General features: G+C 60.6%; 12 protein-coding genes. 9 read left to right on the forward strand and 3 right to left on the reverse strand.

Annotation, left to right across the window (positions count from 1 at the left end; translation table 11 throughout):
- Positions 1–13 precede the first annotated feature (13 nt).
- The 4 genes from ACR0EZ_RS11375 to ACR0EZ_RS11390 all read left to right on the forward strand — a co-directional run bounded on the left by ACR0EZ_RS11375 (position 14) and on the right by ACR0EZ_RS11390 (position 4,569).
- Entirely contained in the window at positions 14–1,468 is a 1,455-nt protein-coding gene (locus tag ACR0EZ_RS11375) for an NAD(P)(+) transhydrogenase (Re/Si-specific) subunit beta (RefSeq protein WP_480613083.1), read from the forward strand.
- A gap of 153 nt (positions 1,469–1,621) precedes the next feature.
- On the forward strand, positions 1,622–1,978 hold the full coding sequence (locus ACR0EZ_RS11380) for a VOC family protein (RefSeq protein WP_480613084.1): 357 nt from the start codon (positions 1,622–1,624) through the stop codon (positions 1,976–1,978).
- 107 nt (positions 1,979–2,085) lie between these two features.
- Positions 2,086–3,363 carry a DUF3422 family protein gene (locus ACR0EZ_RS11385; RefSeq protein WP_480613086.1) on the forward strand — a complete coding sequence of 426 codons (1,278 nt, stop codon included), beginning with the start codon at positions 2,086–2,088 and terminating at the stop codon, positions 3,361–3,363.
- A 69-nt stretch (positions 3,364–3,432) separates the two neighbouring features.
- Entirely contained in the window at positions 3,433–4,569 is a 1,137-nt protein-coding gene (locus ACR0EZ_RS11390) for an MFS transporter (RefSeq protein ID WP_480613088.1), read from the forward strand.
- 6 nt (positions 4,570–4,575) lie between these two features.
- Here the strand turns inward: ACR0EZ_RS11390 and ACR0EZ_RS11395 are convergent, their stop codons facing one another.
- The 3 genes from ACR0EZ_RS11395 to ACR0EZ_RS11405 form a co-directional block, all read right to left on the reverse strand.
- Entirely contained in the window at positions 4,576–5,556 is a 981-nt protein-coding gene (locus ACR0EZ_RS11395; RefSeq protein WP_480613090.1) for an ABC transporter permease, read from the reverse strand.
- Positions 5,549–6,556, reverse strand: coding sequence for an ABC transporter permease (locus tag ACR0EZ_RS11400; protein WP_480613092.1), 1,008 nt, complete (start codon positions 6,554–6,556; stop codon positions 5,549–5,551). The genes ACR0EZ_RS11395 and ACR0EZ_RS11400 overlap by 8 nt, the downstream gene beginning before the upstream one ends.
- Before the next feature lie 96 nt (positions 6,557–6,652).
- Positions 6,653–8,362: a peptide ABC transporter substrate-binding protein gene (locus tag ACR0EZ_RS11405; RefSeq protein WP_480613094.1), complete on the reverse strand. Its 1,710-nt coding sequence runs from the start codon at positions 8,360–8,362 to the stop codon at positions 6,653–6,655.
- 284 nt (positions 8,363–8,646) lie between these two features.
- Here ACR0EZ_RS11405 and ACR0EZ_RS11410 point away from each other — a divergent pair, with 284 nt between their 5' ends.
- From ACR0EZ_RS11410 to ACR0EZ_RS11430, 5 genes are read left to right on the forward strand one after another with little or no spacing between them, the layout of a single operon-like run.
- Positions 8,647–10,467 carry an ABC transporter ATP-binding protein gene (locus ACR0EZ_RS11410; RefSeq protein ID WP_480613096.1) on the forward strand — a complete coding sequence of 607 codons (1,821 nt, stop codon included), beginning with the start codon at positions 8,647–8,649 and terminating at the stop codon, positions 10,465–10,467.
- 4 nt (positions 10,468–10,471) lie between these two features.
- Positions 10,472–11,638 (forward strand): acetylornithine deacetylase, encoded by a 1,167-nt coding sequence (gene argE, locus ACR0EZ_RS11415; RefSeq protein ID WP_480613098.1) that lies wholly within the window; start codon positions 10,472–10,474, stop codon positions 11,636–11,638.
- Between the two features lie 30 nt (positions 11,639–11,668).
- Complete coding sequence (locus tag ACR0EZ_RS11420; protein WP_480613100.1) at positions 11,669–12,835, forward strand: M20 aminoacylase family protein; 1,167 nt, start codon at positions 11,669–11,671, stop codon at positions 12,833–12,835.
- A gap of 15 nt (positions 12,836–12,850) precedes the next feature.
- A complete protein-coding gene (locus tag ACR0EZ_RS11425) occupies positions 12,851–14,014 on the forward strand; it encodes a M20 aminoacylase family protein (RefSeq protein ID WP_480613102.1) in 1,164 nt (387 codons plus the stop codon).
- 17 nt (positions 14,015–14,031) lie between these two features.
- The gene (locus tag ACR0EZ_RS11430; protein ID WP_480613104.1) at positions 14,032–15,195 is read left to right on the forward strand and encodes a M20 aminoacylase family protein; all 1,164 of its coding nucleotides are present in this window, start codon (positions 14,032–14,034) and stop codon (positions 15,193–15,195) included.
- Positions 15,196–15,213 lie beyond the last annotated feature (18 nt).

Here is a 15,213-nt window from a genome sequence, read left to right on the forward strand (position 1 = left end):
GGAGGCCGGGCACATGGAATTTGGCTTCACTACTGCCGCCTATGTCGTTGCGGCTGTCCTTTTTATCCTTTCGCTCGGCGGTTTGTCGAACCAGGAAAGCGCCAAGCGCGCGGTCTGGTATGGCATCGTCGGTATGGCGCTGGCGGTCTTCGCCACGCTTGTTGGCCCGGGGTCGGGCCTGTGGTTGCTGTCGATCCTGCTGATCATCGGCGGCGGTCTGATCGGTCAGTACGTGGCGCAGCGCGTCCAGATGACCGAGATGCCGCAACTGGTGGCCGCGATGCACTCGCTGGTCGGTCTGGCGGCTGTGTTCGTGGGCTTCAACGCGCATTTCGAGATCGGCAACGTGGCGCAGGTCATGGCAATTGCCGACAGCGCGAAAGAGGCGGACCTGTCTGATCTGGGCGCATTTGCCAAGCTGATCGCCAAGAAAACGGCGGCCGAACTGGCGATCCTGCATGTCGAGCTGTTCCTGGGCATCTTCATCGGCGCGATCACCTTTACCGGCTCGGTCGTGGCCTATGGCAAGCTGGCGGGAAAAGTGACCTCGGCGGCGACCAAGCTGCCCGGTGGTCATGCGCTGAACGCGGCGGCGGCGGGTCTCTCGCTGATCTGCCTGATTTGGTACACCTCAACCGGGGGTCTGTTCCCGCTGATCCTGATGACGCTGGCGGCGCTGTTCATCGGCTATCATCTGATCATGGGCATCGGCGGGGCCGACATGCCGGTGGTTGTGTCGATGCTGAACAGCTATTCGGGCTGGGCCGCGGCGGCGATCGGTTTCTCGCTGGGCAACGACCTGCTGATCGTGGTCGGCGCGCTGGTGGGCTCGTCGGGTGCGATCCTGTCCTACATCATGTGTAAGGCGATGAACCGGCATTTTGTCAGCGTTATCCTCGGCGGCTTCGGCGGCCCGCAGGGTGAGCAGATGGCCGTGGAAGGCGAACAGATCGCGATCGAAGCGGATGGTGTTGCTGCAGCCCTGAACGACGCCGACAGCATCGTTATCATCCCGGGCTATGGCATGGCCGTGGCACAGGCGCAGCAGTCGGTCTCGGAGCTGGTCCGCAAGCTGCGGGCCAAGGGCAAGAATGTGCGCTTTGCGATCCACCCCGTTGCGGGTCGTCTGCCCGGGCACATGAACGTGCTGCTGGCCGAGGCGAAGGTGCCTTACGATATCGTTCTGGAAATGGACGAGATCAACGACGACTTCCCGGATACGGATGTCGCCATCGTCATCGGCTCGAACGACATCGTGAACCCTGCGGCGCAGGAAGATCCCAACAGCCCCATCGCCGGCATGCCGGTGCTGGAATGCTGGAAGGCCAAGCAGGTGTTCGTCTCGAAGCGCGGCCAGGGCACTGGTTATTCGGGCATCGAGAACCCGCTGTTCTTCAAGGAAAACACGCGGATGTTCTATGGCGACGCCAAAGCCTCGCTGGACAAGCTGCTGCCGATGATCGACTGATCGACCGGAAGTGTTAAATTGCAAAGGGCGCCTGCGGGCGCCCTTTTCTTTTTTGTTGTTGGGGGGCTTTGCCCCCCAGCGGCCCCCCAGGATATTTTTGGCCAGATGAAGCAGGCGGGGTGTGGTACATTGGGATCAGGTTGGAGGTCTGTGATGCAGAAGGTGAACGGCATAGGCGGTGTGTTCTTTCGTGCCAAAGATCCTGCGGCGTTGGGCGCTTGGTATGAGAAACATCTGGGCGTCCAACACTATGATCCGGTGCCGTGGAAGCAGCGTGAGGGCTACACAGTGTTTGCCCCATTTGCGGAAGACACGGGGTATTTCGGCAGGTCCGAGCAGCAGTGGATGATCAATTTCCGTGTCGATGATCTGGCCGCCCTGACCGCGCAGCTTGAGGCTGCCGGGATCGCTGTTGAGACCAATCCCGAATGGGACAGCGAGGTTGGAAAATTCGCCCGCATTCACGATCCCGAGGGCAATCCGATCGAGCTGTGGCAGCCAAATCAATGAGATAGCGGCTTTGTATACCGTTGCATTCGTGTAAGTATATGAAATAAAAAGAGAATTGATGTATTCCTGATGTGTCGTATAGTGCGCAGCAGGAAACGGAGCCATTGATGACCCCCATAGACGACCATCCCCTGCGCTATGCGCTGGCCAACGAGCTGCATGCGCGGCCGTTTCCGGTTGCCAATGTGCCCTGTACGGTTGCCTTTCTGGCGATCAAGAAGCCGGACAACGCCGCTGGTCGGGATAAAAATGACGATATCGCCCATCTGACCGATCTTCTGGACCGCCACGGCGCGCCGCATCCGCAGCCCGCTGCCACGCATTACGCAGGCCAGATTGGACGTCACTGGCTGAAATGGGAGCAACATACTGAGTTCGTCACCTATACCGCGATTACGCCGAACGTGAGCGACCGGGCGTTCAATCCCGCTGATTTCGAGGTGTTTCCGCCGGATTGGCTGATGTCCAGCCCCGGGCAAAGGGTGACTTCCGTTCTGATGCGGGTGGTTCAGCGCCCGGATGACGAACAGGTCAGAGCTTGCCTGTCCGACTGGTTTGAGCCCGAAAGCCTTGCTGTCGCCGGTGTGCTGGATGGCGCGGCCATTTGCGCCAGCGATTTCAGGATCGATCCGGCGGGGCATATGCGGTTCGCCCTGTTTGTCTCGGACGGGACGGGCAACAGGCGGACGGGACGGGTGATCCAGCGGCTGTGCGAAATCGAGACCTACAAGGCCATGTCGATGCTTGGCTTTGCGCGGGTCAAAAGCCTGATGCCGCGCATAGGCGAGTTGGACAAGCGGCTGTCAGACCTGATGGTCGAGATGACGGATGGTGGCAATCTTCCCGATGATCTGCTGCCGCAGCTTCTGACAACCTCGACCGAGTTGGAAACTCTGTCGGCGCGCTGTGCCTTTCGGTTTGGAGCCACTGGGGCTTACGAGGCCATCGTGAACCAGCGGATCGAAGTGCTGCGCGAGGAGCGGTTTCAGGGCGGGCAGACCTTTGCCGATTTCATGATGCGCCGGTACGACCCGGCCATCCGCACGGTGAAATCGACGGAAAAGCGCCTGCAGACCTTGTCGGACAGGGCCATCCGCGCGGGTGAGTTGCTACGGACAAGGGTGGATGTCGAACGCAGCGCGCAGAACCAGGCGCTGCTGGAAAGCATGGATCGCCGCGCCGATCTGGCGCTGCGGCTGCAGCATACGGTTGAGGGGCTTTCGGTGGTGGCGATCAGCTATTATGCCGTGTCGCTGGCCGGTTACCTGCTTTATCCGCTGACGCAGGCGGGGATCAGCAAGGGCACGCTGACGGCTGTGGTCACGATTCCGGTCGTGCTGGCCGTCTGGTATGCCATTCGCCGCATTCGCCGCCGGTTGGAGTAGCGGCTTGCCAGCTTCGCAAAGCGGTGTAGAACGGATCGCGATCAAAGAGTGTCGAACCGGGAGTTTCCAGTGATCGGAGTTGTTGCTGCGTGGCGGGCTGTGGCCGCCATGTTCATTCTGAACGGTGCCCTGTTCGGCATCTGGGCCTCTCGCATTCCGGCGGTGCGTGATCATCTGAACCTCAGCCACGAAGACTTGGGGTACGGTTTGCTGTTCATGGCGGCAGGGGCGGTCATTTCGTTTCCCATCACGGGGCGGCTGACGGACCGGTTTGGCGCGGTGGCAGTGACGCGGGTGATCGCGGTTCTGTACACTCTGTCGCTGGTCCTGCTGGCGCTGGCGGACAGCTTTGCGTCCTTGGCGCTGTTTCTGTTCATCTTCGGGGCCTTTCACGGCTCGATGGATGTGGCGATGAACGCCTGGGCTGCCGAGGTCGAACAGCGTTTTGACAAGCCGCTGATGTCCTCGTTCCACGCCATGTGGAGCCTTGGGGCAGGGTTGGGCGCGGTCAGCGGCTTTGTGGCTGTGCAAGTCCAGTTGACCGTGTTGCAGCATTTTCTGGTGGCAGGCGGTTTTGTGGTTCTGTTTGCCTTGGCTTTGTCTTGGGTTCAGTGGACATCGTGGCGGTCTGCGTCAAAACCGGGGTCGATATTCGCCTTGCCCTCGGGCGCGCTGATCCTTGTTGGCGTCACCGCGTTGTGCGGGGCGTTGGGCGAAGGGGCCGTTGCGGATTGGAGCGCGATTTTCCTGCGCGACGCCATCGATGCGGCCGAAAGCGTGGCCGCGCTTGGCTATGCGGTGTTTTCCGTGGCGATGGTGGTTTGCAGGCTTGCGGGTGGCGTGGTGATCGCCCGGTTCGGCCCTGTCGCCTCGGCCCGGTTTGGGGGGCTCTGTGCGGCGTTGGGGGTGTTCTGTGTTGTGTCCGCAGGCGCTGTGCCGCTGGCCCTGGTCGGGTTTGGGATGATGGGCATCGGCTATGCGGTGATCATGCCGCTGGCCTTCAGCCGGGCGGCCAATGACCCGAACGTGCCCCCGGGGCAGGCCATCGCCAGTGTCGCCACGCTTGGATACGGAGGGTTGCTGATCGGTCCGCCGCTGATCGGGTTTCTGGCCGAGCTTTTGACCTTGCGGATGGCTTTCGCGGTTCTGCTGCCGCTGGCCGTTCTGATCGTCGTATGCGCCGGCGCGCTGAAGCGCGCCGACTGAGTTTGCTTAGCGCCCGCGAATACGCGGGTCCAGCGCGTCGCGCAGGCCATCGCCCAGATAGTTGACGCTGAGAACGGTCAGTGAGATCGCCAGACCGGGCCAGAACACGCGCTCGGGGTATTGCTGCAGGTAGTCGACACCATCGAACAGCAACCGGCCCCATGTCGGGAAGTCGGGCGGGAAGCCCAGCCCGAGGAAGGACAGCGCGCTTTCGGTGATGATCGCCGTGGCGATCCCCAGCGTGGCCGAGACCATGATCGGCGACAGCACGTTCGGCAGGATATGCCGCGTGATAATCTGGCTGTTGCTGGTGCCGATGGAACGCGCGGCCAGAACGAACTCACGCTCTTTGATGGCCAGCACGTCGCCGCGCACGATCCGCGCCGTGGGCATCCACGATGTGATGCCGATGGCGCAGACAATCAGGATGAAAATCCCGCGCTCAAGCCCGAAGGCGGCGGACAAGGGTTCGCGGAACAGCAGCATCATGACCAGCAGCAGCGGCAGCAGGGGCAGGGCCAGGAACAGGTCCGTCAGGCGCATCAGCGGGCCGTCGAGCCGTTTGAAGAACCCGGCCAGAACGCCGATGAACGAGCCCAGAAACAGTGCCAGCAGCATCGCGGTAATGCCGACCGAGACCGAGGTCTGCCCGCCGGACATCATCCGCGCCATGATATCGCGGCCCAATTGGTCGGTGCCGAACGGGTGCGCCAGAGATGGCCCCTGATTTCGTGACCGGACATCGATCTGCGTCGGGTCGATGGTCCAAAGGAATGGGCCCAGATAGACGGCGGCGACGATGAAGATGAACATGACCGCCCCGATCATTGCGCCTTTGTGGGTCTTGAACTGATCCCATACATCGCGCCACTGACTGCGGGGCGGGGTGGCCAGTTCCTCCATCACATCCGCTGTCGGAAGGGCGGTCGAGGCCGGGGCCAGACCTTCGTCGGGGATCAGCGTGTCTGATTTGTCGTGATCAGTCATAGCGAATCCTCGGGTCCAGAATGCCGTAGAGTACATCGGCCACCAGGTTGAACAGCACGATCAGCACGGCAAAGATGAAGGTAAGGGTTTGCACCATCGGCAGGTCGTTGGCCTGAATGGCGCCGATCAGCAACTGGCCGATGCCGTTCACCTTGAAGACCTGCTCGGTGATGATGGCACCGCCGAAAATGGCCGGAATCCCCAGCGCAATCACCGTGACCACGGGGATCATCGAGTTGCGCAGGACGTGGACCATGACGACCGTGTATTCGCTCAGCCCCTTGGCCCGGGCGGTGCGGACGTAATCCTGATTGAGGTTGTCCAGCATCGAGGCGCGCATGAAACGTGAAAGCTGCGCGGTGATCTGCAGCGCCAGAACCATGACGGGCATGATCATCTGCTTCAACTGCACTACGAAGCTATCCCAACTGTTGACCACATGGGTGGTGTCATAGATCGACGGGAACCAGCCCAACTGGACCGAGAAGATCACGATCACCAGCACGCCCGAGAAGAAGGGCGGGACCGAAAAGCCGACCATCGACACGAATGTGCCCATCTGGTCGAACCAGGAATACTGGCGGTACGCGGAATAGATGCCGATGGGCAGCGCGATCAGGATGGCGACCACATAGGCGGTGCCGACAACCCACAGGGTCTGCGGGATACGCTGAACCACGATGTCCATGACGGGCGAACGGGTCTGCCACGAAATCACGCGCAGGTCGCCTTCGGAAAAGGTGGTGCCGAACATGTGGTCGATCAGAACTTGCGGTTCGATCCAGAAGAACTGCACGATCCATTTCCAGAACCGGATATGCATCGGCTGGCCGAGGCCAAGCGCCTCGCGCATTTGTTCGCGGACCTCTGCAGGAACGGTCAGGGGTTGACTTGCCATTGGATCGCCGGGGGCGAGTTCCAGAAGCAGGAAAATGACGAGGCTGATGAATATGAGCGTCGGAACCGCCAACACCAGCCGTCTTATTGTGAAGTTGAGCATTCAAAGGCGCCTTTGTATATGCGTCTTATTATTGGAGCGGACTGCAAATGGCCGCGCCCCGATGATGATCGGGGCGCGGCTTTGCACTGTTAACGTTTAGGAACCGGTCTTGCGATACCAGTCTGCGACGTTCCACATTTCGCTGTCCCAAACATTCAGGACCACGCCACCCAAGGTGTTCGAGTGGGCGGAAATCCGGCCGCGATGAACCAGCGGAATCATCGCCCCGCCTTCAACCGCCATATCGTTCAGTTTCTTCCCGATTTCAGCACGTTGCTCGAAATTTGCGGTGACTGCCAGTTCGGCATGCAACGTGTCATATTCCTCACGGCACCAACGCGAGATATTCTGTCCTTGCCACTGCGTATCCGGGCGCGGCGCGTCGGAACACAGCAAGTTGGCCAGATACACCTGCGGGTCGGTTCCAGAGTAGGTGTTGGCGTACATTTCCACGTCCGCGTAGAACTTCTGGAACGTGTCCGGGCTGCCCGGGTCACCGCCAAAGAACACGGATGCGTTGATGTTGCGCAGTTCGGATTCGATGCCGATCTCGCTCCACCACTGCTTGATCAGGGCCTGGAAATCCTGGCGCACAGCGTTGGTCGAGGTTTGGTAGAGGATCTTCATCGGCACGCCGTCCGGCGTTTCGCGCACTCCGTCGCCATTGGTGTCCTTGTAGCCAGCCTCTTCAAGCATGGCTTTCGCGCCTTCGATGTCCTGCTTGTCACAGGTGAGTTTGGTCGAGTTGAACGCGTCCGGCGCAGGAATCCAGTTACAGGTCACCTTACCAGCCGTGCCATAGCCGATCTCGACCAGCAGCGGGCGGTCGATGGCCAGCGACATTGCGTTGTAAACCGCCGGATCGGTCAGGAAGGGATGCGGATGCTGAGCCGTCGAGCGCTCACCTTCCGGCAAATCGGGTGAAGGGTTGGTCTGGTTCAACATGATGCGTTCGACCAGCGGTCCAAATCCTGCGACCGGAGTACCTTTGCCGCCTTCTTGCATCTGTGCGATCACTTCAGGTGCCAGTTGCAGGTTCCAGGCATAGTCGAACTCACCTGTTTCCATGACTGCGCGGCCAGCCGCAGTTGCGTCGCCGCCGCCTTTGAAGGTCACGCTGGCAAAGGCTGGCTTGGCAGGATCGCGGTATTGCTCGTTGGCGGCCAGGGTAATCACGTCATTCGGACGGAATTCCGTCACCGTGAATGGGCCGGTGCCGATCGGATTGAAGTTGGCGTCGGTGCATTCCGGAGCCTTGGTTCCCAGACAATCTGCGAATTGCGCCGCTTGAATAATCGGGCTTTCGCCGCCGACAAACGGACCATAGGGGTTGGGTGTCGGGCTTTCGAAATTTACAACAACCGTCAGATCATCCGGTGTTTCCACACTGGTAACACCCTCGAACTTCACAAGCTGTGCGCAACCGCCCTCGGGGTGCGTGCAGTATTCATGCGTGAATTTGACATCAGCGCTGGTGAAGGGGCTGCCATCCGACCACACGAGGCCAGACGAAATCTTCCATGTAATCGAGGTCAGGTCTTCGGACACGCCGCCGTTCTCAACGGTCGGAACTTCGTCAACCAGCCAGGCTACAATCTCGCCCTTTTCATTGTACCGCGCCAGCGGTTCGATCACCAATGCAGAGGCGTCAATGTCCTTGGTGCCGCTCGACAGATAGGGGTTCATGATCGAGGGGGCTTGCCAATAGATGATGCTGACGTTGCCGTCCGATCCGCGCTCGGCAAAGGCCACAGGCGCCATCGCCGTGCTTGCGATCGCGCCAAGCAAAAGGGTTTTGATTTTCATCATACACTCCATGTTGGACACATACGTGTCTCTGTATTCTCCGCGATGCCCGCGGATTGGCGTTGCCGCTTTGGGTTTTAGGGTGTTGAAAAACAACGATAACGGCAGCCACACAAGCGTGTATTCCGTCTTCTCCCCAAAACGGTTACCCGGCGTATCGAAACAGAGTTTTAGAAAATTGCAAGCCTTGCCTTCAGGAAAACCGGCAATGGATTTGACTTTTCCCGCCCCGCCGCCTTAGCGTTTGGCACTCAAACCAAAAAGCCGCCAAGGGGAGAGCGCGCGTGCTGGATCAGCCTATTGCCCAAATCAAAAAACTGCGGGTCGAGTTTCAGACAAAGGACGGCCCGGTCGTGGGCGTCGAGGATGTCTCGTTCGAGGTGAACCCAGGCGAAACCGTATGTATCGTTGGCGAATCCGGGTCCGGCAAGTCGGTGTCATCCCTGTCGCTGATGCGGCTGGTCGAGTTCGGCGGAGGCGAGATTGCGGGCGGGCAATTGCTGTTCGACCGGCGCGATGGCGATGAGATGAATCTGGCCGACGCCGATCAGGATCTGATGAAACAGATTCGCGGCAACGAGATCGGGATGATCTTTCAGGAACCGATGACGGCTCTGAATCCGGTCTTTACGGTTGGTCGACAACTGACCGAAGGCCTGCGCATCCACAAGGACATGTCCAAGGCACAGGCCGAGGAGCGGGCGCTGGAACTGCTGCGTCAGGTGCGCATCCCCGAACCCGAACGCCGCCTGAAACAGTACCCCCATGAACTGTCCGGCGGGATGCGGCAGCGCGTGGTGATCGCGATGGCGATGGCTTGCGAGCCGCGGCTGCTGATTGCCGATGAACCGACAACCGCGCTGGACGTGACCATTCAGGCCGAAATTCTGGCGCTGATGGACCGGCTCAAGCGTGAAACCGGTACGGCGGTGATGTTCATCACGCATGACATGGCCGTGGTTGCGCAGATGGCGGACCGCGTTGTGGTCATGTTCCGCGGCAACAAGGTTGAAGAGGGTACGGTTAACGAAATCTTCGAAAACCCGCAGCATGACTACACCAAGGCGCTGCTGGCGGCGGTGCCTAAGCTGGGAGAGATGCAGGGCAAAGCCGCGCCCGAGCCGATGAAGCTGCTGGGCATCGAAGGGCAGAACATCGCGCCCATCCCCGGCACCGAAGAAGTGCTGCTGACCGTCAAGAACCTGACCACCCGGTTCCCGGTCAAAGGCGGCCTGCTGCGCCGCACGATTTCGAATGTGCATGCGGTCGAAGATGTTTCGTTCACGCTGAACCGTGGGCAGACGCTTAGCCTTGTGGGCGAGTCGGGTTGCGGCAAATCCTCGGCCGGGCGCTCGATTCTGCGGCTGGTCGAACCGATGTCAGGCGAGGTCGATCTGGACGGCGTCGATATCATGAAGCTGGATCAGAACGGCTTGCGCAAGGCGCGGCTGGATATGCAGATGATTTTTCAGGACCCGTTCGCCTCGCTCAATCCGCAGATGCAACTGGTCGATCAAGTGGCCGAACCGATGCGCAACTATGGTGTTGCTTCGGGCTCGGAACTGCAGGACCGCGTGGCACAACTGTTCGACAAGGTGCAATTGCCGCGCAGCTTCATGCGCCGCTTCCCGCATGAGATGTCGGGCGGTCAGCGCCAGCGCATCGCCATCGCCCGCGCCCTGGCCCTGAACCCCAAACTGATCATCGCAGACGAGGCGGTCTCGGCGCTGGATGTGTCGGTGCAGGCGCAGGTTCTGAACCTGATGATGGAACTGCAATCCGAACTCAGCCTGTCCTATCTGTTCATCAGCCACGACATGGCGGTGGTCGAAAGGGTCAGCCACCACGTCGGCGTGATGTATCTGGGCCGGATCGTCGAACTTGGCCCCCGCGCGCGGGTGTTCGAGAATCCGCAGCATGCCTATACGCAAGCGCTGATGAAGGCGGTTCCGATTGCCGATCCGAACAAGCGGAAATCGGAAAAAGACTTGAATTTCAAGCCGATCCCGTCGCCAATTCACCCAATCGGCTACACGCCCGAACCCTCGCAATATAACGAGGTTGAGCCGGGGCATTTCGTCCTGACCACCGACAGCGGATATTGACCTGATGGCACAGCGCCTGACGCCGCTTGAGATCATGACCAAGCTGATCTCTTTCCCGACGGTAAGCCGCGAAACCAATCTGCCGTTGGTCGACTGGGTCGAAGATTATCTGCGCGGTCACGGGATCAAGCCGCATCGCTGGCCGGACCCGAACCAGCCGCACAAGGCGGCGCTGTATGCCCATGTCGGCCCATGGGAGGACGGGGCGGTTGTTCTGTCCGGCCACACGGATGTCGTGCCGGTGGACGGTCAGCCGTGGGACACCGATCCGTTCACGGTGACCGAGGCGGACGGCAAGTATTTCGGGCGCGGCACCTGCGACATGAAGGGGTTTGACGCGCTGGCGATCTGGGCCCTGGTCGAGGCACAATACGCCGGGATCGAACGCCCCCTGCAACTGGCGCTCAGCTTCGATGAAGAGGTCGGCTGCACCGGCGCCCCGCCGATGATCGAAGCGATGCAGGGGGTTCTGCCGAAAGGCTCGGCCGTGATCGTGGGCGAACCGTCGATGATGCAGGCGGTCACGGGGCACAAGGGTGGATTTGGCTTTGATACCCATATCGTGGGGTTCGAGGTTCACAGCTCGATCATGCATACCGGCGTCAACGCGATCATGGAGGCCGCGCCTCTGATCGACTGGGCAAACTCGCAGAATGCCAAGAACAGGGCGGCCACACCCAGCGATACAGCCGCTGTGTTCGATCCGCCCTGGACGACCCTTCATGTCGGTATAATCGAAGGCGGGACGGCGCATAACATCACCGCCAAGGATTGCCGGTTCATGATGGATTTCCGAACCGTCCCGGATGAACGGAAAGCCGATTGGCAAGAGGCTTATTTCCAGCAAGTGCGTCGGGTCGAAGCCCATATGCAGGCCGTGCATCCCGAGGCGCGGATCGAACTGTCCGAGCGCTTTTCGATCCCCGGACTGGTGCCGGAACCGGATGGCGAGGCCGAGGCGCTGGTGCGGGCCCTGACCGGCGACAATGCCAGCCATGTTGTCAGCTATGGCACCGAAGCAGGGCAGTTTCAGGAGGCGGGCTATTCCGCCGTCATCTGCGGCCCTGGCGACATCGCGCAGGCGCATCAGCCCAACGAATTCATCTCGATTGCGCAATTCGAGGCCGGGCACAAATTCATGGAACGTCTGGTGCAAAAGCTGGCGCACTGACCCGCTAGGCACCGGAAGAAAGGCCCCCGTATGCCCGTAAAAAACAGACTTGCGGAAATGCAGGACGAGATCACCAAATGGTGCCGCCACCTGCATGCGCATCCCGAATTGATGTATGACGTCCACGAAACGGCGGGTTTTGTCGTGGACCGGCTGAAAGAGTTTGGCGTGGACGAGATCACGCCCGGGATCGGAAAAACCGGCGTCGTTGCCGTGATCAAGGGGCGCACGGATACCAAAGGCCGGGTGATCGGGTTGCGGGCCGATATGGACGCGCTGCCGATTGAAGAGGCGACGGGGTTGGACTATGCCTCGACCATTTCGGGCAAGATGCACGCCTGCGGGCATGACGGGCATACTTCGATGCTGCTGGGCGCGGCGCAATATCTGGCCGAGACGCGGAATTTCGACGGCACTGTGGTGCTGATCTTTCAGCCCGCCGAGGAAGGCGGCGCAGGCGGTCTGGCCATGTGTCAGGATGGGTTGATGGAGCGTTGGGGCATTCAGGAAGTCTATGGCATGCACAATATGCCTGGCCTTCCGGTCGGCGAATTTGCCATCCGTCCCGGCGCGCTGCTGGCCTCGTCAGACGAGTTCGAGATCACCGTCACCGGCAAGGGCGGTCACGCTGCGGCACCGCATGAGGCGGTCGATACGACGCTGGTGGCCTCGCATATTGTTGTGGCTTTGCAATCGGTTGTCTCGCGCACCGTCAATCCGATCAAGCGTGTGGTGTTGACGGTCGGAACGTTTGAAACCGACAGTGTGGCGTCCAACGTGATTGCGCACACGGTCCGGCTGAAGGGGACAGTTCGCACGCTCGATCCGGAATATCGCAGCATCGCCGAACAGCGCGTGCGCCGGATTGCGGAAGATACGGCCTCGGCTTTTGACGCCAGGGCCGAGGTCGTCTGGACGCCCGGCTATCCCGTGACGGTGAACTCCGAAGCGGAAACCGGCTATGCCGCCGAAGCCGCCGCTGCCGTGGCGGGCAAGGTGAATGACAGCACCGATCCCATCATGCCGTCCGAAGATTTCGCCTACATGCTTGAAGAACGGCCCGGAGCCTACATCTTTATCGGCAACGGGGACACGGCGATGTGCCACCACCCGGAATACAATTTTGACGACAACGCCATTCCCGCCGGCTGTAGCTGGTTTGCCGAGCTTGTGGAACGACGATTGCCTATTGCCTGAAACAGGGAGAATGACATGCCGATCAAAAACCGTCTTGCGGAAATGCACGAGGAAATCACCGGCTGGCGGCGTGACATTCATCAACATCCCGAAATTCTCTATGACACTTATCGCACCAGCGCGCTTGTTGCGGAAAAGCTGAAAGAGTTCGGCTGTGACGAGGTCGTGACCGGTATCGGTCGCACTGGTGTCGTGGGCGTGATCCGGGGCAAGACCGACACGCAGGGCCGCGCGATTGGTTTGCGGGCGGATATGGATGCGCTGCCGATGCAGGAGCAGACCGGGCTGGACTATGCCTCGCAAACACCAAATGCGATGCATGCCTGCGGCCATGACGGCCACACGGCGATGGTACTGGGCGCGGCAAAATACCTGGCCGAGACGCGGAATTTTGACGGAACGGCCATCGTGATCTTCCAGCCGGCGGAAGAGGGCGGCAACGGGGCCGAAGCCATGTGCAAGGATGGCCTGATGGACCGGTTCGGCATTCAGGAAGTCTATGCGATGCACAACGTGCCCGGCGTCCCGACCGGGCAATTCGCCATCCGGTCCGGCCCCTTGCTGGCCGCTGCGGATGAGTTCGACATTCATCTGGAGGGGCGCGGCGGCCACGCCGCCAAACCGCAGGATACCGTGGATACCACCGTGATGCTGTCGCAGCTGATCGTCGCGCTTCAGACTATTGTGTCGCGCAATGCGGACCCGATTTTGCAGGCGGTTCTGTCGGTGACATCCGTCGAAACCTCGTCCAAGGCGTTCAACGTGATCCCGCAATCGGCGCAGGTGAAGGGCACCGTGCGCACCCATTCAAATGAGATGCGCGACCTAATCGAAAAGCGCCTGACCGAGGTCGCCTCAGGCGTCGCCGCGACGATGGGCGGCACCGCGACCGTGACCTACACCCGGGGTGTCCCGGTGACGATCAACGCCAAGGACCAGACCGGCTACGCCGAAGAGGTCGCCAGATCGGTCGGCGGCAGTTGCGCCGAGGCTCCGATGGTCATGGGGGGTGAGGATTTTTCCTTCATGCTGGAGGAACGTCCCGGTGCCTTCATCGTACTGGGCAACGGAGAAGGCGCGGGCCTGCACCACCCCGAATACAATTTCAACGACGAGATCATCCCAATCGGATGCTCGTGGTTTGCCGAAATGGTCGAGCGCCGGATGCCGGCGGCTTGAAATAGGAGAGAGAAGATATGCCAGTCAAAAACCGCTTTGCCGAGCTACAGGGTGAAATCACCGAATGGCGACGGGACCTGCACGAGAACCCGGAAATTCTGTTTGAAACCCACCGCACCAGCGCCATGGTTGCGGAAAAGCTGAAAGAGTTCGGCTGCGATGAGGTTGTCACCGGCATTGGCCGCACCGGCGTTGTGGGGGTGATCAAAGGCAAGTCGGACAGCAAGGGCAAAGTGATCGGCCTGCGCGCGGATATGGACGCGCTTCCGATTCATGAGGCGACAGGGCTGGACTATGCCTCGAAAACCGATGGAGCCATGCATGCCTGTGGGCATGACGGGCATACCGCGATGCTTCTGGGGGCTGCCAAGTACCTGTCCGAGACCCGCAATTTCGACGGAACCGTGGTGGTGATCTTCCAGCCCGCTGAAGAGGGCGGCGGCGGCGGTCGCGAGATGTGCGAAGACGGCATGATGGATCGCTGGGGCATTCAGGAGGTTTACGGGATGCACAACTGGCCGGGTAAACCGGTGGGCAGCTTCTCGATCCGGCCCGGTTCGTTCTTTGCCGCCACCGATCAGTTCGATATCACGTTCGAGGGGCGCGGGGGCCACGCGGCGAAACCGCATGAAACGGTGGACACCACAGTGATGACCGCGCAGGCGGTGCTGGCGCTGCAGACCATCGCCTCGCGCAATGCGGACCCGATCGATCAGGTCGTGGTGTCGGTCACGTCGTTTGAGACATCGTCGAAAGCGTTCAACGTGATCCCGCACACGGTGCGGATCAAAGGCACCGTACGCACCATGAGCAAGGACATGCGCGATCTGGCCGAGCAGCGGATCAACGAGATTTGCAACGGGGTTGCGGCGACTTTCGGGGGCACGGCGGATGTCACCTATATCCGGGGTTACCCGGTCATGGTGAACAGCGACGAGCAGACTGAATTTGCTGCGGGCGTGGCACGGTCGGTGTCCGGTGACTGCGAAGAGGCGCCGTTGGTCATGGGGGGCGAGGATTTCGCCTTTATGCTCGAAGAACGCCCGGGGGCCTATATTCTGGTCGGCAATGGCGACACGGCCATGGTGCATCACCCGGAGTATAACTTTAATGATGAAGCGATTCCGGCAGGGTGTAGTTGGTGGGCGGAAATCGTGGAACAGCGGATGCCTGCCGCGTAGTCGAGGCGTCGTGGGGGC

This window comes from Ruegeria sp. AK4 (assembly GCF_056541025.1).